Here is an 18,580-nt window from a genome sequence, read left to right on the forward strand (position 1 = left end):
TAGTTGAAGAGGGTAAAGGAAGTTAAATGAAGTTTAGTTAGAATCACTAATCGTAATCAGCTAAGTAAAAAACCTACTCGAATTCGTCTCAAGTAGGCTCTTTTGCTGTTTTTTTTAAAAGGAAGTACACAGTTGAAATAAGTAAAATTCCACATAGTTAATAAAAATGAGATAGTTTTCTAAAAAATTAAACCTTATTTAAAAATATATATTTAAATTCCACTTAGTTAAACAAGATTTTTCTATCTTATCAAGAAAAGCTAAGAAAATAAATGAGAATAAAATCCCAAAGTAAATTATTATCCTATATAATTTTAATAATAATTTAATTTTTAGAAAATATTGACTAAATATAAAAGATAAATTACTATAAATGTAAATTAAATCCCAAATATATCCTTACTAAATTAACTTTACTATATCTGGGAGTAGTCTATGAAATAAAAGGAGGTGAAGCCAAATGAGGTTGCAGATTACTATGGAAGCGGAGAAAATACCTAAGCACTATCACTTTTTAGCTGGGAGTATAGTTAAAGCTGGACTATCTTCGTTCAATCAAGAATTAAAGGAAAGTTTGTATAGCTTTGAGGAACATCATGCTAACAAGGCGATGCGTCCTTTTACAGGAGCGATTTATTTAAATGGTTATACGCTAGAAGGTGATGAATTTATCATCCATCAAGACATTCGCATGACCATTTCTTCATCTGATATAAATTTTATGATAACTCTGTATAATGGCTTACTTGAGCATCAGCAAATGCAATATAAGTCATACACCCTACACATTAAGCATGTTAAATTTTTATCTGAAAAATTACCTACAAAATCTCAAGCTCTATTTAAAACAAACAGCACCATCATTATTAAAGATAAAAACAATCAATATTTAAATATTGATGATCCTAATTATGAGAAGGAATTGAATTATGCGGCGAATGAATGCCTAAAATCTGTTGTTGGGCGAACATTACATCAGCCACTTGTTTTTACACCAGTCATGATGCATAAAAAAGTTGTGCAGTTAAAGCATGACAAGTTTAAAAATTTAAATGAAAAAGGAATTCTTTATTTGAATGGTTTTGAGGGAAGCTTTGTACTAGGAGGACATCCAGAAGATTTAGCTTTATTAACGCAGACGGGTATTGGTTTTAGAAGATCACAAATGCTAGGCTGCATTGAAATGGTGAATGAATAGGAGGTGAAGTGAATGATTGAACTACAGTTAGATGAAACAATTTACAATGCAAGTATTTTGGGACTTTGCCGTGTATTTGACTATGCAAAACTAGAGTATAGTAAGAACGATCATCAGACTATTAGTTTTCCAGAAAGCAATTTAGCGAACTTTGAAGAACATTATTTTGCCTATTTATCTGCTCAATATGGACATGAAACAAATTACCATAAAATGACTAATTCTAATATTGTAGAGTTTTTATTAAGAGCGAAAACTGACATAGGAGATGAAAAAAACTTAGAACGGCTCAATGTCCATATTGAAAAAGTGAAGTACTGGCTGTCATCGAATAGTTATAAGAATGTCTATCCATTTCTGTCTGCGATTCCATTTGATTTTTTAGAGGCTGCAAAAAGTTTAAAAAAGGTAACACAGAGGAAAAAAGAAACCTTGGAACAAATACAGCCGCAAATTGTAGACGCTGTGGACGCATTACTACAAATTGTCGAGCATTTAAAGCATAAGGATGCAAAGCGATTTATCATCCCACGTGTCCTTACATATCAAGTTATTCAAAGTTTTTGGTCCAATGTTTCCTTTCTAAATAGCAATGCGAGTAAAAAGGATCTCTATGATGAATATTTTAATTACTTCATCAAACCTGCTGAAGATTTTCTAACGTCAAAGAAAGATGAAAAAAAGTATGAAAAAAATAAATTAACATGTGCGTGCTGTGACAACAAAATGAAGTCTATCTCAGAGGCATTTGATCTTACTTGGGTACAAAATTTAGGGGTTGATGGGGCAAGAAAGTCCTCGCATTATTGGAACCATCAGCGCAATTTATTTATTTGTCCAATCTGTAATATTGTGTATAGTTGTCTGCCATTAGGTTTCACATTGAAAAATGGGATAGGTCTCTTTATCAATAGCAATCAATCCATTGTAGAGTTATTATCTTACAATAAAATCCAGTTGCGCAATGATAGAGGAGAAGAATATACACGCGATAAGCTGGAGGAAATGGCCTATTCAAAAATTATCAATGAAATGTATCAACACGCAGAAAACAAGAAGAATGTAGAAATTGATAATATCCAGATTGTTAAATATGACAAAAATAATGAATCCAGACCTTATACATTCAATATGTTATCCCGTGACAAAGCACAGCAGCTGTATGATAGCCGGAATGACTTCCATTACTTGACGGGGAAATTTGTTAAGGAAAATGGAGACTATATAAGCCTCTATCAAGAAGTTATTCGACGTTTTTATAATGGACAGCGTTTTAGTGATTTACTCTATCGTTTAATACGTTTAGTAATCGATGGAAAATATGCGGATACTTTTTCTATCTATAAAATTCTGAAAATTTCAAATTTTGGGTTAAAGGGAGGTTCACATTATATGACAGATAAAGAGTTAAGAAGTATTCGGATTAGCGGCTACGAATTAAGAAAAGTATATCGAGGTCAAGAAACAAAATTAAATGCTATTTCACACCGTTTGTTAAATGCTTTAAAAGTAAAGAATCCCAATAAATTTATGGAAACAATTGTACAAGCGTATAGCTATAAACGTCATGAAAAATTAGGTATACCCATATTTTTCACAACAACACTAAGTGATATTGAAAAATTCCAAACAATTGGCTACGCATTTTTAATAGGATTAAATGGAAAAGATTTCGAAAAAGAGGATATGGCAAAGGAGGAGCAAGTAAATGAATAAAAAAGGATTAACAGTCAGTATGATAGTTGAAGCAGAAAGTGCCAACTATGGTGAGGGTGTTGGGAACGTTGCTTCTTTGAAAAAAATTTCCCGCGGAGATCATGAAGTGTACACGTATATTTCACGTCAAGCATTGCGTTATAACATTGTCGATCAAATGGATATTAATCACACGCCATTAGGTATGGATGGCTCCGTTATTCAATTTCACCCAGAGGCAACAATCGCAGATTATCCTGAAATTGATTTGTTCGGCTATATGAAAACGGTAAAGCCAACGAAAACTCGTGCTGCCGTTGTACGCTTATCCAATGCTGTCGCATTGGAAAGTTATAATACAGATTTAGAATTTTTAACGAATAAAGGGTTGTTTGACCGCCATAAAAGTGCAACAGCTAATGAGGAATTAAGAGGTGGAAATATTGCACAAAGTGAAATTCATAAATCCTTTTATGCTTACACACTGACGGTGGATTTAGATAAGATTGGGATTGATACAAACGATCAAATCGAAATTCCATTAGAGGAACGTGCTGAGCGTGTTATTTCTTTATTACGTACATTAAAATTTTTATATCGCGATATAAAAGGGCGTCGAGAGAATTTAGCGCCAATTTTTGCGATCGGTGGTGTCTATGATTTAAAAAATCCATTTTTCGAAAATCGGTTAAAGCTTCAAAATAATAAACTTGCCGTTGCAACGGTTGAGGGAGTTTTAGCATTGGATTCACATATTCAACAACATACACATGTTGGCTTAGTCAAAGGATTATTAGCAAACGACGAGGAAATTGAGCAAAGTTTACAAGCCAAACCAATGGCAGACTTCTTCGCGCAGCTAGAGCAGGCTGTATCAGACTATTATAAGTAAGCAGGTGAACATATGAAGGGGATTCGGATTGAGGCTTATCAGAACCTAGTGAACTACAAAAAGCCTACGAGTTTTCAATTAAAGGAATCATATCCACTGCCCCCGTACTCAACTGTTATTGGCATGGTGCATGCGGCATGTGGCTTTACAAGTTATGTGCCAATGCAGGTGAGTATTCAGGGAAAATATCATGCAAAGGTCAATGATTTATGGACGCGCTATGAGTTTGCTGGTAGTTCATACGAGCAAGGTCGCCATCAGTTGAAAGTGGAGTTATCAGATGGAAAAGCACATGGTATTACACGCGGTGTTTCCACAACAGAGCTATTAGTAGATGTCGAACTAGTATTGCATATTGTACCAGAGGACAAGCAATACATTCCAATCATTATCGACGCACTAAAATCACCTGCTGAATATTTATCACTTGGTAGACGTGAGGATTTATTGCAGATTAATGTGGTGAAGGAAGTAGAAATAGAGTTTCAAGAAATGGAAGAAGACAAGGAAGTTGATTTTGATATTTTTATTCCGCAATCGATGACCAAGAGTGATATTTATGGAAAAGTCGGTACATCCTATCGTTTAAATAAAACATATAAATTATTAGAAATCGCTAAAGGAAAGCACATTCGTCAGTGGGAAAAAGTGATTGTTTCCCATGTACCGGCTTCTTCAACTAACTATCTTGTTGCATATGAAAAAGTGCTTTTCGATAAAGATGGCTATACCGTATTTTTAGTATAAGAGTGGGGAATGTTCTCCATTCTTTTTTTATAAGGAGGTTAGTAGATGTTTGAAAAGCTACTAGCAAAATCTGCAACAAAAACATCCGCTGCACAAACGATTATTGAGCATACGAACCATTTAATTAATAGATGGGAAACATTTCGTAAAATTTATCCAAATGCATTGTCAAAGAAAGATTGGGATATTTTACTACAAGCGGTGAAGTATCACGATATAGGGAAGGCAAATACCAAATTTCAGAATAAAGTACGAGCAATAGGAGAGCGTATAAAGGATGTATTCCCTGAATTAAATGAAATTCCTCACAATTACTTAAGTTGTGCATTTATGCCGATTAAAAATCTAATCACTCGGTATGGTAAAGAGGATGCTACGATATTAATTTTAGCTGTTTATTATCACCACGAACGGGCAGAGCAAAATATGTACGAGAGTGGTGATGAGATTAAAAAGGATTTACAAAAATACGTGCCACTATTAAATGGTGATTTTAATATTCGTGAGGAACCTAAATTTGATTATCGAAAATTTACGGATCGAAAATTTCTTAGAAACCGTGAGCATCTGTATCGTTTCGTTAGCATAAAGGGTTTATTAAATAAGTTGGATTATGCGGCAAGTGGAAATTATGAAGTTGAAATTCCTTCTGATGGTTTGTCACAAAAGATGGAAATATATTTTAGTGATAAAAATCGCACTCGAAATAAGTTACAAGACTATCTATATGCTCGACAACAAGATAATCATGTAGTCATTGCGTCAACAGGTATTGGGAAAACAGAAGCTGCACTTTTGTGGCTTGGTAATGACAAGGGCATTTTCACGCTGCCATTAAAAGTGTCCATCAATGCGATTTATGACCGATTGATTAATGAAATTGGCTGCAGCAAAAAGAATACAGGATTACTGCATAGCGGTATGCATGCTGAATATGTCAAACGTGCGGATGAGCAAGACCTTGATTTAATAACGATCACACATGCGAAAAATCTATCTATGCCGCTTACAGTGACAACGATTGATCAAATTATTGATTTTGTGGGGTTATTTCCAGGCTTTGAAATGAAACTTGCCACATTAGCCTATAGCAAAATTATTATTGATGAAATTCAAATGTACAGCGCAAGATTAGCTGCCTTTATCGTATTAGGGTTGAAGTATATTACGGATATAGGCGGTAAGTTTTTAATTATGACTGCCACATTGCCACCACTTTTCATAGAAGCATTAAAACGATTGGGAGTTCCGTTTGAAAAACGAGAAGACCCATTTTTTAAATTAAATACCATTAATCAGCCAATTCAGCGTCATTTTATGCAAATTGTTGAAAAGGATTTAACGCTAGAAGAAATTTTAAAGTATCCAATGGAACAAAAGGTATTAATCATTGTAAATACGGTGACGAAAGCACAGCAATTATATAAAGAATTTGAAGAAACAGGGATAAAGGCTTCTCTTTTACACAGCCGTTTTATCAGCAAGCACCGTCAAGAAAAGGAAGATGCGATTTTAGCATTAGGAAACAAAGATTGCCTAAAAACGGGAATATGGATTACAACACAGTTAGTAGAAGCAAGTGTTGATATTGATTTTGATATTTTATTTACTGAGCTTTCGGAGGCATCAGGTTTATTTCAACGGATGGGGCGTATTTATCGAACGCGAGATTATGTAAAAAACATACCGAATATTTACGTTTTTACAGGCGATCCATTGCCATCAGGTATTGCAAACAACAAAAAATCTGTTGTTGATTTTACAATTTTCTCTAAATCTAAGGAGGTGTTACTGCAATATAACAATCAGCTAATGGATGAGAAAATTAAAATGGAGATTGTGGAGCAAGTGTATAGTAGAGAAGCTTTAGGAGCAGCGTGCGAATATATTCAAACATTTGATGAAACATTAGCTTGGTATGAGGATTTATTACCTTATCAAGAGGAGAATAAGCCGACCTTAAGAGATATTCAAAATCAATTGGTGATACCATATGGCGTTTATAGGGAAAATGAATTAGAAATAGAGAATATAAAGCATGAATTATCTAAAAGATTAGCATGGCAGACGAAGATTAATTTGTTAATGGAATTGCAAAAATTCACAGTGCCTATCGCAACTTGGGCGTATGATAATGCAAGAAAACGGAAAAATGGAGAGGTTACTTCAACAATTAGAGTTGATCGCTATACAGAATACCCAGTTGTGACCTATCAATATACAGAGGAACTCGGCTTAATTTTTGCAAATGATGTAGATGCCTTCTTTCAATAATTATGGAAAAAACCATAAAAGGGGTGAAAGCATATGCAATGGGACGATTTAAAGGCAAACGGTTTGCAAGTCCAATATTTGAAAGTATGCGAGCGCAAACTATGGTTACATTCACATCAACTTGGCTTTGAGGATGAGGATGATAAAGTACAACAAGGGAAAGTATTGCATGATACGTCCTATCAACGCCAAAAGTCAAAAGAAGTATTGATAGAAAATTTAATTCGCATTGATATGATGGACAAGCATTATGTTGGAGAAGTGAAATCTAGTAGTAAAATGGAACAGGCTGATAAGGCGCAGATTCTATATTATTTATTCGTACTTGAGCAAATGGGGATATATCGAAAAGGCAAAATACATTATCCAAAAGAAAAACGTGTTGATGAAATTGAATTAACGGAAGAGGATAGAGAGGCCATCCCTAAATGGTTAGCCCAAATCCAACAAATTATTCAGCTAGACAAGCCTCCTAAGAAGAAAAAATTAAGATATTGTACAAAATGTGCTTATTATTCATTTTGCTGGGTAGGTGAAGAGGAATGAAAAATGTATATTTATTTAATAACGGAAGGATCCAAAGAAAAGATTCTACTATTTATCTAGTATTCGAAGATGGTACGAAAAAAACATTACCAATTGAAAATACAGAAAATCTACATGTATTTGCGGAAATGGACTTTAACACCCCTTTTTTAAATCTGATGAATCAAAAAGATGTGAATATACATTTTTATAATTACTACGGTTACTATTCAGGTAGTTACACACCTAGACGAAAAAAAGTGGCGGGCTTTGTTGATGTCCAGCAAGCAGCCCATGTGCTTGACTTGAATAAAAGGTTGTATATTGCACAACAATTTGTCTATAGTGCTATTCATCATATGTTACGCAATATTCGTCGCTACAAAGATGAGGTAGAGCCATTCATCCATGAAATAACGCAACTAAAGAAACAAGTTGCAGATGCTACGGATATACAAACCTTAATGGGCATTGAGGGGAAAATTCGCTTTACTTACTATCAATGCTTTAATGCAATTATTAAAAATCCTGATTTTCAATTTACAAAGAGGGAAAAACGCCCGCCTACAAATCCAATTAATGCACTTATTTCATTTGGCAATAGTTTAATGTATACAGCTGTATTATCTGAAATGTACAAAACGCAATTAAACCCAACAATTAGTTATTTACATGAACCAGGTTCTCGAAGATTTTCCCTATCACTGGATATTGCAGAAATCTTCAAACCGTTGTTAATGGATAATTTAATTTTTATGTTAATTAACAAAAAGATGATTCGTGCGGAACATTTTGAATATATCGAAGAACATATTTGCTTATTAAACGAAACAGGACGTAAAATTTTTATTGCTGAATTCGAAAAACGAATGAGCACAACCATTAAACATCGAAAATTAAACAGACAAACCTCTTACCGATTTTTAATTCGTCTAGAATGTTATAAATTAATTAAACATCTGATTGGTGATGAAGATTATAAAGCATTGAAAGCGTGGTGGTAACATGTATGTGCTGATTGCGTATGATGTGGATGTAAAACGAGTAGGGAAAGTCCATAAAGTATTGAAAAAATATTTAACGTGGACACAAAACTCCTTATTTGAAGGAGAAATTACAGAAGGACTTTTAAAACAATGCCTAGCTGAATTAGCAACAAAGGCTAATCCGAATATTGATTCGATTTATGTTTACCGAATTGCCAATCCAAAAAACATGAAAAAAACTGTGTATGGGGTCGAGAAAGATTTTGAGAGCATGTTCTTATAGATATCTATTATATTATCAAATGACTGGTCATGAAAAGAGGGAATCAATCGCATTCAAGTTATCTCATCCAATTTGAATGCAACAGATTCTCTTTTTTTGTAGTATTGCAGTGAATCATTTTACAGCATTAAATCCCTTTAAAGCTTATCATATCTAGCTTTAAAGCACTTTAATTGTAAAGGTAAATTTCTGGACTACCGATTGACTGCAAATAATCATATTTGTCGTAATATACAGCCCGTCAAAGCGTTGAAAAATAAGGGTTTTTTGAGTATGCTTAAGGTGGGTTTTACATTAACTAAGTGGAATATAAATGATGCTGTATTAAAAAAGAGTATTTTTATTAATAACGTTTTACATTAACTAAGTGGAATATAAATACGAAATATATAGTCGGCTCTTTTGTAAAAATTTCGTTTTACATTAACTAAGTGGAATATAAATATATACTAACTCAATAACTTCCCTCAAGGACTTATCGTTTTACATTAACTAAGTGGAATATAAATGCAGATGTGGAGACGTTATGAATCATCATTTGTGCTGTTTTACATTAACTAAGTGGAATATAAATCCTTCCACAGTTGTTTGTGTCGGAGCTGTATCAAGGTTTTACATTAACTAAGTGGAATATAAATCTCATAAGTACGGCAAAGGTTTTAAAGTTACTAACTGTTTTCATTAACTAAGTGGAATATAAATTCAAAAATTCCGTTATAGTCAACCCATGTTGCTGTATCGTTTTACATTAACTAAGTGGAATATAAATCTAGGGGCATTAAACGTAGTAGTCACAGGCATTTCGTTTTACATTAACTAAGTGGAATATAAATATACTATAGTTATCTCTGAAATAAACCTAAGTATAGTTTTACATTAACTAAGTGGAATATAAATTGAGGTTATAAACTTGAATATCAATCGTATCTACTTGTTTTACATTAACTAAGTGGAATATAAATTGCACAAGCTCATTTAGCACCCAATCACCATCATCGTTTTACATTAACTAAGTGGAATATAAATGTTGCAGGGATAGATTTACTATACGCAAGTATCACGTTTTACATTAACTAAGTGGAATATAAATGTGTACGAGGCATTTTTAACTGAAGCTGTTGCGAGGTTTTACATTAACTAAGTGGAATATAAATATGAAGGTCGTTTAGTGCCAAAAACATGGTCAGACCGTTTTACATTAACTAAGTGGAATATAAATTGAGCACGAATCATAGTCACCTTGTCACCCTTAAGTTTTACATTAACTAAGTGGAATATAAATTTATTATTTGAAGTTGTTGGCTGTGGTGTACTTCCGTTTTACATTAACTAAGTGGAATATAAATTTTTTTTAGATATAATCTGCATCTCAGCTTTAAATTTGTTTTACATTAACTAAGTGGAATATAAATTCTTGACGCTGATACGGAAAAACACCAGGACGAGTAAGTTTTACATTAACTAAGTGGAATATAAATAATTCACCAGTCTTCTCACCCGGTTCCTCGAATCCGTGTTTTACATTAACTAAGTGGAATATAAATGCTAATGCAAATGTAGATCCAGCAACCACACCAAGTTTTACATTAACTAAGTGGAATATAAATGTACGTAATATCCTTTTCGATAGCCCTCAAGGTATCAGTTTTACATTAACTAAGTGGAATATAAATACGGATCAGCGGCAAAAGAAATATTTGGTAAAGGTTATGTTTTACATTAACTAAGTGGAATATTAATTACTTACGGCGCATTGGTAGTACCTTTCTCGATATCGTTTTACATTAACTAAGTGGAATATAAATTGTTCTGCCGATGTGCCAGGCGTAAATGCGATACTGTTTTACATTAACTAAGTGGAATATAAATGTCGTCTGTAGTTTTAGTTGTAAAAGCATCATCACGTTTTACATTAACTAAGTGGAATATAAATATCTGTGAGTTCTTTAAAAAGGTTGCGTGTTTCTTGGTTTTACATTAACTAAGTGGAATATAAATTCATTTATTCCCCCTTGACTTAATAAAAGCCCTTCACGTTTTACATTAACTAAGTGGAATATAAATTTTCATCGATTTCATGTCTTGTAACTAGCTTTTAAGTTTTGCAATAATAAAGTGGAATCTTACCAACCACCGAAAAAACGAACAGCACACCCTCAACCGCTGTTCATTTTTTATTGCCCAAAACCATCCTTCTTTCATTAAACCGTCAAACATTCCAATTAAACCCCTGCATATTCCAGTAATTTTACACAAAATTGAATAAGCACAAGCATGTTCGGTATATAAATAGGGTACGAACATTTTTTGGTTAGGAGTGTGTAAATGGCTGTACTTGTGGTGAAGAGGAGTATTATGCATCGTTATCAAAGTATCGGGCAGGCGATTGAAGAGGCAGCGCCAGGGGATATGATTGAAATTCGGGATGGGATTTATGAGGAAAGCTTGGATATTGCCAAGCGGCTGACGTTGTATGGGGTTGGCAATGTGACGATCAAGGGTGGCGTTTTTATTCGCTATCAAACACATGTTGCGATGCGTAATTTACGGTTTCGGCAAGGGCAGGGGCTGTATGTGAAAGGCGATTTACAGCTAGAGAATTGTGTGATTGAGGAGCAATTGATACGGACGCAGATCATGGTGAGCTATGGTAGTTTGTTGATGAAAAATTGTGCAGTGCTTGCGACGCCGCTGAATCATTTTGGTTTGCGTGTGGCGAATGGTTCCAGTGTTATTCTAGTCGACACGACATTTGAGCATCATGTAAAGGCACAGATTATCGCTCAAAACTGTGAGCTGAGCCTGACGAATTGTATGCTGTTGGAAGGGAAGAAGCATGGTATTTTTGCGATTCGCCATGTCAAGATGACAATGGAGGATTGTGAGATTCATGGGCATGACAAGGCACAAGTGATGGCTGCGTCGAGTGAGATTGCGATGACCAATTGTCTGGTTCATCAAGGGCAAGGGGTAGGCATTCAATTATTTGATAGCACGACTTTTAGGATGGATGGCTGTGAAATAAAAGAGCATCTCGATACGAATATGGTGGTTCATCGCAGTGATTTAATGATATCTGATTGTATTTTTTCAGATGGTCAAAGTCATGGGCTTTATCTTGGAGAAAAATCGGACGCCAAGTTCTATGATTGTCAAATTTCTCGTCATGTCAAGGCGCAGGTGTTGATAGAAAATAGCAAGGTGGAGCTTTATCAATGTCATGTCCGAAATGGCATGGCAGTAGGGCTTACCATTGTGGATGAAGCAGATGTTTCGTTGAACCAATGTAAAATTCAAAACCATCAGCAATTTCATATCATTGTCGATGCTAGTGGACTAAAGCTGCATCAATCGACTATTCAATTTGGACAATCGGGTGGTATTTATGGTAATGAGCATGCCAAAATCATGATGCAGCATACAACGATTCGAGAGCTGCAAAGCCATCATGTCTATATCAACAATGCTCGTCTATTTACACAGTATTGCACGTTTGAACAAATGGAAGGAAACGGGATTACTTGCATTGATGCGATTTTTGAAGTAGCTAATAGCTATTTTAAAGATGGTCAAGAAAGCTCTTATGCCATGATCTGGTCAGATCAATCAATGGGACGTATTGAAAATTGCAAGGTGGATGAAGCAGCTAGACCATTTTTAGCGCTCTCCAATAAATCTCTATTGGAAATGCGCCATACGGATATAGCTGCAGTAAAAGCTCCTGCGGTGGTACAGGAAAACAGCCAATTATTTGTGCAAGGGCATGTGCAGCCCGCGACATGGCAAAAGGATACAGCATCCAAGATTTCTCAAATTGAGGGCATGCAGGTGATGGGGGACAAGAAAATAGAAATAGTGAAACATGATATTAAAAAAATAATATAAAAGCCGATTATACAAATAAGACAAGTAGTTTCAATTTTGAAATTACTTTTTTTATGGATGCGAATATCTAGGTTTCTTTCTTGTGAAAAATGGGTAAAGGAAAATGTTTGTGCTGTTAATTTTCTTTAGTTTGTGCAAAAAAACTCTATAATTCGACAAAATGCATGAATATTTTTATAATGGTATAGATGTCTCGTTGCAATTACTGCAATATTTTGAAATATTCCACAGGAAAAGTTATACAATGCCTGTATAAGTTATAATAAACATAATAAAGTTTTTACTTAATGTAAAAAAATATTAAATAATTGTGGATAATACATTGATTATTTTCCATGTTTTAGCCTATAATTAGTAAAAATGGTACATGAAATAAGATAAAAATGCGTTAATTATGAAATGTGTGTAATGATTTTACAATAATAAATAGAGAGAGTATTGGGGTGATATGAGGATGTTTGGGCTGACAAAAGAAGAAATTATGTTACTGCTTGAGGGAATGGAATTAGCAGAGAAGCAAAAGAATGTGATTGCTGATATCTTTCATCTAAACAATATGCGAATCGAACAACAACTCGCATTAATGATCCATTTAATCATAGATGAGCGCGAACGAAATATTTCCAACAATACATATCTAAATTAAAAAAATGTCGAAAAATCACAGGTGTTTTGTTTTAAGCACCTGTGATTTTTTTGTCCGCTATTTTTATAATTTTTTTGTGAAGCAAATGATGCGATTGGCTTCTGTAAAACCGAGCTGAAGATGAACTTGTAGGCTTTCTTCATTGTGCCATTCACAGTCACTGGCAAACTCTAGACAGCCCCTACGCTTTGCCCATTGCTCACAATGCTCCACAAGCCGTCTTGCATAGCCTTGCTGGCGGTATTCCCCCATCACGAAAAGGCCTTCTAAATAGCCGACTGGACTTGTGTCGGTGCCTTCTACATAATCCGCTCGCAATTGGCATTGGGCAAATCCAATTGCTTTGTCCTCCTCATAGGCAAGGAAGATGGCTGCGTTTTCTCCCTTTAGTAGCTGTGTCATATCTGCTGTAAATTCCTCTAGTGTATGATTGGGCCAGAGCAGTAAGGCTAATGTGGCTGCAGCTTTTGCGTCTTGTTGCTTTGCTTGCTGTATCATCAAATCTCCTCCTTGGTAAAAAATGAAACAAAACGTTTTGAAGCACGTACAAACTAGTAAAGAACTATTTTTTATTTTAACATCCGCACTTCAAGAGGGGGAATCCAATAATGTCACTCTTACAAACGTTAATTGAACAAGCGAAAAAACCAAATGGATGGCTGGGCTCATCGATGCTACGAATCATGAATATCGCTCATCGCGGTATGAATGCATGGTTCATCAGGCAAGGAGCCATCAATGATGGTGATCGTGTGTTAGACATAGGTTGTGGTGGTGGGAAAACGCTCCAAATTTTATCCAAATTGAATCCAAATGGTATAATCTATGGGATCGATTTTTCTGCACAGGCCGTGAAGGAATCGATCAAACTGAATGAAGCACGTGTTGCTAGTGGTAGCGTCATTGTGAAAGAGGCGAGCGTTTCCAACATTCCATACGATAATCAGTTTTTTGATGCCATTACAGCCTTTCAAACGCATTATTTTTGGCCATCCTTAGAGCACGATGTGGAGGAAGTATGGCGGGTACTGAAAAACGGTGGGAAATTTATTATGATAGCAGAGCTCTACAAAATGAATTATCATATGCAAGCCTATCAAACACCTGAGGCGACGAAGCAATTATTAGAACGTATCGGTTTTCAAACCGTTTATGTCACGGAAAAATCAAGTAAAGGATGGCTTTGCATTACAGCTATTAAGTAAGGAGTACATAAAATGGAGGGTATAAAAATGAAAAGATGTGATTGGGTCAAGCTAGATGAGCCTTTGTATGTGGAATACCATGACAAGGAGTGGGGTGTGCCGGTCTATGACGATCAGCATTTATTTGAGATGCTTTGCTTGGAGGGGGCACAGGCTGGCCTGAGCTGGTGGACGATTCTCCAAAAGCGTGAAGGCTATCGTGAGGCATTTGATCAATTCGATGTGGAAAAAATTATTCTTTATACACAGGACAAGCTAGAGGAATTACAGCAAGACACACGGATTGTACGCAATAAATTAAAAATAGCTAGCGTGGTGACAAATGCCAAAGCGTATCTCCAAATACAAGAAAAGCATGGCTCATTCTCACACTATATTTGGGGATTTGTGGATCATAAGCCACTTATTAATGAATGGGCTTCCATCAAAGAAGTGCCTGTGACGACAGACATTAGTGATCGTATGAGCAAGCAATTGAAGAAGGATGGCTTTAAATTTATTGGGAGTACGATTTGTTATTCCTTTATGCAGGCAGTGGGCATGGTGAATGACCATACAACAGATTGCTGCTGTCGACAAAAGGAGCTAGCGGATGACAATTGAACATATTCGGGCTCAACTAGCTAAGCAGGCAACGATTTTTCAAACAGGTGGTATTCGCCCCACACATGATTTACTGGAAAGCTGGATTGGCTATGTCGGCTGGTCCTTACCAGAGGAGCAACCACCATCTGGCTATCAGCCGCTTGCTATATTCTTTCTAAAAGACCTTCCCTATGTACCGGAAGCATTACAGCCGTTTCAATTAATCACGCTGTTTGTCGATGAACGCCTATTGGATCATCTCGTGGAGGATGATCTTAGGTCTTATTTTGACATTAGAACGTACACCACTTTGGAAGGCTTAGTAAAGCGTGAATGGCAGCATGAACACATTCGCGCGTTTCCCCTCATACCCCAGCATGTCACGAATGACTATCCAACCTGGGATGGGGGCGGTATTCCTGCTCAATTGGAGGAAGAGATTTTGACGTTGGAGCATGAGGAGCAGCTCGAATATTTTGAGGATATTGTAGAAGACCTTTATCCGCTCCATAAAATTGGTGGCTATCCAAGCTTTTGTCAAAGTGGCATGGATTTTGGTGATGATGCACCGTTTGTCCTCCAAATTGCCTCGGATGCGAAAGCACATTTGAACATTGTGGATCATGGCCATTTTTATTTTTTCTACAATCCAACAACTCAGACTTGGCACGTCTATTGTGATTTCTACTAGTCTCTTTCCTGAATGGTCATCATGATTAATCGGTAAATCAGATATAAGCCGAGATACGCTCCGGTAATCAGAAATACAGGGTTTAAGAAAACTGCGTGAATCGTTGTCATAAAGACCGCATCCTCAAGAATAATGTTCGTTATAGCTGTAGCGGCAATCGTGCTAAACAGGATTGCCGCAATGACACCTAGTATGTTGAAAAGAAGGCGAAAGATTGCCCCTTTTTGCTGAAGATACACCATAAGGCTTGGGATTCCAATCGTGGCAACCAGCATGAAAATTGTCATAACATCACATCCTTTCTTTCAGATTGCCCTTGTTCGCTCATGCATAAACATAGAAAACGATAGGAGGGAAACATAATGCGATGGCAAGATGGAGAGATAAAAAGAACAAGGAAGGTGAAAAAAGTGGAGCATAAAACGGTGGTCAAAAATGGCATTGGCTTTGGATCGGTTTTAGCGATTACGATTTCATGGAGTGTGCATCATTCCATCATCTGGGCAATCATCCATGGCTGTTTTAGCTGGCTGTATGTTATTTACTACGCCATCACACGCTAAGCTTGTAGGTCAGCCTATCAACTAAGATGTTGTTTGAATAAAAATAACATGGGGTACATAAAAACAAATCGTTCATAATTTTTAATGAGCAAGCATAAATAACAAAGTGCTCTTTTTCCAAAGTACTAATTGTATGAACGTAGAAGAAAGGTTGATAGAATGACACATCAAGTAACGGCTTTAAGTAATGTTAATGGTAATGCTACAGGCGTGGAAGGTATTTTACAAAATGTAGCATTTATTTTATCGACGTTTACGATCCCTTGTCCGCTTCGCGAGTATGTGACAAGGTCTGATATTCGTAAACCCTTCCAACGTCTGAAGAAAATAAACACGAAACGCCTCATTGAATGTATCCAACGTTTTGAGCCACGAGCTGTCGTAGTGGATGTTGATTATCTTGGCGATGTAAATAGAGGAAAACTAGAGCCCATTGTCAAAGTCATTGTCAATGAATAGCTGAAAAAATATGAATTCTGCCAGGTATGGATTCACGAACCTGGCAGAAGATCAAATGTGCTTGTAGTGGTAGGATTTATGGTATATGAATTGGTGTCAAGTAGGGTATTGGAACATTTACGCGCTTCTAATGGCAATAATTTGCTGACAATCAATGATAAGTGGTGATGCAGCTGCCGCATCTACCTCAAAAAATGTTGCACAGCAAGTTTTAGGATCTAAGCTGATGAAGTAAATACCTGCAAAGCTACCGCCACCTGCTAAAATAACATCTACAAAAGCGCCAGGTGATAAGCATCTTAATAGATGACAGATACAGCCTTTACAGTGGTGATCCTTCGAATAATCAACTTCGTAATAATCTTCCTCCTCTTTTTTGCAAGAGCAGGAATCTTCCTTTTCCCATTTACAATGGTCATCCTTATGCTTGCATTTACATCGCTCGTGTTTATGTTCCCATTTACAATGCCCAGGCTTCTGTTTGCATTTGCATCCCTCTTGTTTGTGCTCACATTTTTTTTCTAAATGACAATAGCATTTTACATATTGTTCACAGCACTTTTCTTTTTTCTGATTCCAATTCATATATTGACTAAATCTACTATCTTGCATCTTTTAATCTCCCTTTTTGTTAGTTTTTTAGTAATGGTAGCGCTAACCTTTACATTTCTAATCTATGAAGCCGCAAACATGACTTGTTGGTAATTTGCCCTCTGCAACAGTGGAAAATTATTTTTCGAAAACTAAATGGAGATATAGCCATACATAGCTGTGAGAACAATAAAAGATTTCAGGGCAAAAGATTGCTAGACTGCCGCCTGTAAATTTCATGGAGAAATGGAGTGAATGTATGAAGAGAATCCTGCACATCTTCTTTCTATTCATGTGCTTACTGGTCGTGATTTCATTGTGGATGACACAAAAACAGCCTTCAATTATAGCCACGAACCCCGAAAGTGCGACTCCCTATGCAGAGGAGCTTGGCGAAAAATTACAAGCCACGAATTTTACCAAACAGGTGATACAGGCGATACGAGCGGCAGGCTACTCGCCTGATAGTACAGTCGGTTATTTAATAGATTCTCCAGCGCATCAAGTCATCACGATTCAATTACACGATGGGGAAGAAATTGATGTAAGTACAGAAAGTGAGATTCAATCAATCATCGATGAGCTATCCAAAAAGAATAATATGCATCTATTTATGGTCAATGTTCAGCTACTGGAGCGTGACTAATCGAGGAGAAAGGCACTGTTATCGGTGCCTTTTTTACATATAAAGGGAATTGCGTTATAATGATAACAGAGGTGAGAGGAATGAAAATCTTAATATTAGGTGCCAGTGGACGTGTCGGCAGCCATATGGTGGAGCTAGCATTAAAGGATCAGCATGAGGTCACTCTATTGGTCCGTAATCCCGATAAAATAACGCACCATCAACAACAGCTGCGTGTTATCCAAGGCGATGTTTTAAACAAGCAGGATGTCGAGCAGGCAATGGTCAATGTCGATGTGGTAGTCAGTGCATTAAATACAGATGGTGGCGATACATTATCGGCTAGTTTACCGTTGATTCTTGAAGCGATGACAAAGCAGCAGGTGAAAAGAATCATTACGATCGGAACAGCAGGAATCTTACAAAGTCGTGTGACACCGACTATTCTTCGTTATCAATCGACTGAATCGAAACGAAAATCGACCGTTGCTGCACAGGAGCACCAACGTGTATTTGAACAATTACAGCAATCTACTATGGATTGGACGATTGTTTGTCCTACCTATTTACCTGATGGGGCCTGGACAGGAAACTATCGCGTTGAACGCAACTTTTTGCCAGAGGGAGGCAGCCAAATTTCCGTAGCAGATACAGCAGACTTTGCCTATCAACAAATCTTTCGTGAGGATTTTTTGAGAACGCGCGTCGGTATTGCCTACTAGAAAAGAGG

20 protein-coding genes and 1 CRISPR repeat array are annotated in these 18,580 nt (G+C 36.2%); of the genes, 17 read left to right on the top strand and 3 right to left on the bottom strand.

Annotated elements, in window-relative coordinates:
• Positions 1-460 precede the first annotated feature (460 nt).
• From cas6 to JTI58_RS19315, 10 genes are all read left to right on the top strand, one after another.
• Entirely contained in the window at positions 461-1,198 is a 738-nt protein-coding gene (gene cas6, locus JTI58_RS19270; protein ID WP_205443061.1) for a CRISPR-associated endoribonuclease Cas6, read from the top strand.
• Between the two features lie 12 nt (positions 1,199-1,210).
• On the top strand, positions 1,211-2,914 hold the full coding sequence (locus JTI58_RS19275; protein ID WP_243456138.1) for a Cas8a1 family CRISPR/Cas system-associated protein: 1,704 nt from the start codon (positions 1,211-1,213) through the stop codon (positions 2,912-2,914).
• Complete coding sequence (cas7i, locus tag JTI58_RS19280) at positions 2,907-3,785, top strand: type I-B CRISPR-associated protein Cas7/Cst2/DevR (RefSeq protein WP_205443063.1); 879 nt, start codon at positions 2,907-2,909, stop codon at positions 3,783-3,785. Before JTI58_RS19275 ends, cas7i begins: the two co-directional genes overlap by 8 nt.
• 12 nt (positions 3,786-3,797) lie before the next feature.
• Entirely contained in the window at positions 3,798-4,532 is a 735-nt protein-coding gene (gene cas5b / locus JTI58_RS19285) for a type I-B CRISPR-associated protein Cas5b (RefSeq protein ID WP_205443064.1), read from the top strand.
• Positions 4,533-4,577: 45 nt separating this feature from the next.
• A complete protein-coding gene (gene cas3 / locus JTI58_RS19290) occupies positions 4,578-6,806 on the top strand; it encodes a CRISPR-associated helicase Cas3' (protein WP_205443066.1) in 2,229 nt (742 codons plus the stop codon).
• A 33-nt stretch (positions 6,807-6,839) separates the two neighbouring features.
• Positions 6,840-7,352, top strand: a complete 513-nt coding sequence (gene cas4, locus JTI58_RS19295) for a CRISPR-associated protein Cas4 (RefSeq protein ID WP_205443071.1) — start codon at positions 6,840-6,842, stop codon at positions 7,350-7,352.
• On the top strand, positions 7,349-8,335 hold the full coding sequence (gene cas1b / locus JTI58_RS19300) for a type I-B CRISPR-associated endonuclease Cas1b (RefSeq protein ID WP_205443076.1): 987 nt from the start codon (positions 7,349-7,351) through the stop codon (positions 8,333-8,335). The genes cas4 and cas1b overlap by 4 nt, the downstream gene beginning before the upstream one ends.
• Before the next feature lies 1 nt (position 8,336).
• Positions 8,337-8,600 carry a CRISPR-associated endonuclease Cas2 gene (gene cas2 / locus JTI58_RS19305; RefSeq protein ID WP_009371077.1) on the top strand — a complete coding sequence of 88 codons (264 nt, stop codon included), beginning with the start codon at positions 8,337-8,339 and terminating at the stop codon, positions 8,598-8,600.
• Between the two features lie 286 nt (positions 8,601-8,886).
• Positions 8,887-10,664: a CRISPR direct-repeat array (repeat unit 29 nt; unit sequence GTTTTACATTAACTAAGTGGAATATAAAT).
• 261 nt (positions 10,665-10,925) lie between these two features.
• Positions 10,926-12,485 (top strand): right-handed parallel beta-helix repeat-containing protein, encoded by a 1,560-nt coding sequence (locus tag JTI58_RS19310; RefSeq protein WP_205443078.1) that lies wholly within the window; start codon positions 10,926-10,928, stop codon positions 12,483-12,485.
• A 454-nt stretch (positions 12,486-12,939) separates the two neighbouring features.
• Positions 12,940-13,131: a hypothetical protein gene (locus tag JTI58_RS19315; RefSeq protein ID WP_205443079.1), complete on the top strand. Its 192-nt coding sequence runs from the start codon at positions 12,940-12,942 to the stop codon at positions 13,129-13,131.
• 63 nt (positions 13,132-13,194) lie between these two features.
• On the opposite strand, the gene aac(6') is transcribed toward JTI58_RS19315, so the two are convergent.
• Positions 13,195-13,629 (bottom strand): aminoglycoside 6'-N-acetyltransferase, encoded by a 435-nt coding sequence (gene aac(6') / locus JTI58_RS19320; RefSeq protein WP_205443081.1) that lies wholly within the window; start codon positions 13,627-13,629, stop codon positions 13,195-13,197.
• A 110-nt stretch (positions 13,630-13,739) separates the two neighbouring features.
• Between aac(6') and JTI58_RS19325 the strand changes: the two genes are divergently transcribed.
• From JTI58_RS19325 to JTI58_RS19335, 3 genes are read left to right on the top strand one after another with little or no spacing between them, the layout of a single operon-like run.
• Positions 13,740-14,336 carry a class I SAM-dependent methyltransferase gene (locus JTI58_RS19325; RefSeq protein WP_205443082.1) on the top strand — a complete coding sequence of 199 codons (597 nt, stop codon included), beginning with the start codon at positions 13,740-13,742 and terminating at the stop codon, positions 14,334-14,336.
• Positions 14,337-14,363: 27 nt separating this feature from the next.
• A complete protein-coding gene (locus JTI58_RS19330) occupies positions 14,364-14,939 on the top strand; it encodes a DNA-3-methyladenine glycosylase I (RefSeq protein WP_205443084.1) in 576 nt (191 codons plus the stop codon).
• On the top strand, positions 14,929-15,612 hold the full coding sequence (locus tag JTI58_RS19335; protein ID WP_205443085.1) for a DUF1963 domain-containing protein: 684 nt from the start codon (positions 14,929-14,931) through the stop codon (positions 15,610-15,612). Before JTI58_RS19330 ends, JTI58_RS19335 begins: the two co-directional genes overlap by 11 nt.
• On the opposite strand, the gene JTI58_RS19340 is transcribed toward JTI58_RS19335, so the two are convergent.
• The gene (locus JTI58_RS19340; protein ID WP_205443086.1) at positions 15,609-15,899 is read right to left on the bottom strand and encodes a transposase; all 291 of its coding nucleotides are present in this window, start codon (positions 15,897-15,899) and stop codon (positions 15,609-15,611) included. The two genes, JTI58_RS19335 and JTI58_RS19340, sit on opposite strands and share 4 nt — an antisense overlap.
• 75 nt (positions 15,900-15,974) lie before the next feature.
• On the opposite strand from JTI58_RS19340, the gene JTI58_RS19345 reads away from it, so the two are divergent.
• Positions 15,975-16,175, top strand: coding sequence for a hypothetical protein (locus tag JTI58_RS19345; RefSeq protein WP_205443088.1), 201 nt, complete (start codon positions 15,975-15,977; stop codon positions 16,173-16,175).
• A gap of 159 nt (positions 16,176-16,334) precedes the next feature.
• Entirely contained in the window at positions 16,335-16,634 is a 300-nt protein-coding gene (locus JTI58_RS19350; protein WP_205443089.1) for a GPW/gp25 family protein, read from the top strand.
• A 117-nt stretch (positions 16,635-16,751) separates the two neighbouring features.
• On the opposite strand, the gene JTI58_RS19355 is transcribed toward JTI58_RS19350, so the two are convergent.
• Positions 16,752-17,246, bottom strand: a complete 495-nt coding sequence (locus tag JTI58_RS19355; RefSeq protein ID WP_205443090.1) for a hypothetical protein — start codon at positions 17,244-17,246, stop codon at positions 16,752-16,754.
• A gap of 238 nt (positions 17,247-17,484) precedes the next feature.
• Between JTI58_RS19355 and JTI58_RS19360 the strand changes: the two genes are divergently transcribed.
• Both JTI58_RS19360 and JTI58_RS19365 read left to right on the top strand, forming a co-directional pair.
• Entirely contained in the window at positions 17,485-17,871 is a 387-nt protein-coding gene (locus JTI58_RS19360; RefSeq protein ID WP_205443092.1) for a hypothetical protein, read from the top strand.
• A gap of 20 nt (positions 17,872-17,891) precedes the next feature.
• Complete coding sequence (locus tag JTI58_RS19365) at positions 17,892-18,572, top strand: NAD(P)-dependent oxidoreductase (protein WP_347709121.1); 681 nt, start codon at positions 17,892-17,894, stop codon at positions 18,570-18,572.
• Positions 18,573-18,580 lie beyond the last annotated feature (8 nt).

The sequence above is a fragment of the Lysinibacillus fusiformis genome (assembly GCF_016925635.1).
In the GTDB taxonomy this organism is placed as follows: Bacteria; Bacillota; Bacilli; order Bacillales_A; family Planococcaceae; genus Lysinibacillus; species Lysinibacillus fusiformis_F.

Excerpts from the sequence above, each read along its gene's own strand:
- JTI58_RS19345 (WP_205443088.1), top strand. The coding sequence starts at position 15,975 with ATGCGATGGCAAGATGGAGAGATAAAAAGAACAAGGAAGGTGAAAAAA.
- cas2 (WP_009371077.1), top strand. The coding sequence starts at position 8,337 with ATGTATGTGCTGATTGCGTATGATGTGGATGTAAAACGAGTAGGGAAA.
- cas5b (WP_205443064.1), top strand. The coding sequence starts at position 3,798 with ATGAAGGGGATTCGGATTGAGGCTTATCAGAACCTAGTGAACTACAAA.
- JTI58_RS19360 (WP_205443092.1), top strand. The coding sequence starts at position 17,485 with ATGAAGAGAATCCTGCACATCTTCTTTCTATTCATGTGCTTACTGGTC.
- JTI58_RS19315 (WP_205443079.1), top strand. The coding sequence starts at position 12,940 with ATGTTTGGGCTGACAAAAGAAGAAATTATGTTACTGCTTGAGGGAATG.
- JTI58_RS19335 (WP_205443085.1), top strand. The coding sequence starts at position 14,929 with ATGACAATTGAACATATTCGGGCTCAACTAGCTAAGCAGGCAACGATT.
- JTI58_RS19350 (WP_205443089.1), top strand. The coding sequence starts at position 16,335 with ATGACACATCAAGTAACGGCTTTAAGTAATGTTAATGGTAATGCTACA.
- JTI58_RS19330 (WP_205443084.1), top strand. The coding sequence starts at position 14,364 with ATGAAAAGATGTGATTGGGTCAAGCTAGATGAGCCTTTGTATGTGGAA.
- cas3 (WP_205443066.1), top strand. The coding sequence starts at position 4,578 with ATGTTTGAAAAGCTACTAGCAAAATCTGCAACAAAAACATCCGCTGCA.
- JTI58_RS19355 (WP_205443090.1), bottom strand. The coding sequence starts at position 17,246 with ATGCAAGATAGTAGATTTAGTCAATATATGAATTGGAATCAGAAAAAA.
- JTI58_RS19340 (WP_205443086.1), bottom strand. The coding sequence starts at position 15,899 with ATGACAATTTTCATGCTGGTTGCCACGATTGGAATCCCAAGCCTTATG.
- JTI58_RS19310 (WP_205443078.1), top strand. The coding sequence starts at position 10,926 with ATGGCTGTACTTGTGGTGAAGAGGAGTATTATGCATCGTTATCAAAGT.
- cas7i (WP_205443063.1), top strand. The coding sequence starts at position 2,907 with ATGAATAAAAAAGGATTAACAGTCAGTATGATAGTTGAAGCAGAAAGT.
- cas1b (WP_205443076.1), top strand. The coding sequence starts at position 7,349 with ATGAAAAATGTATATTTATTTAATAACGGAAGGATCCAAAGAAAAGAT.
- cas4 (WP_205443071.1), top strand. The coding sequence starts at position 6,840 with ATGCAATGGGACGATTTAAAGGCAAACGGTTTGCAAGTCCAATATTTG.
- JTI58_RS19325 (WP_205443082.1), top strand. The coding sequence starts at position 13,740 with ATGTCACTCTTACAAACGTTAATTGAACAAGCGAAAAAACCAAATGGA.
- cas6 (WP_205443061.1), top strand. The coding sequence starts at position 461 with ATGAGGTTGCAGATTACTATGGAAGCGGAGAAAATACCTAAGCACTAT.
- JTI58_RS19275 (WP_243456138.1), top strand. The coding sequence starts at position 1,211 with ATGATTGAACTACAGTTAGATGAAACAATTTACAATGCAAGTATTTTG.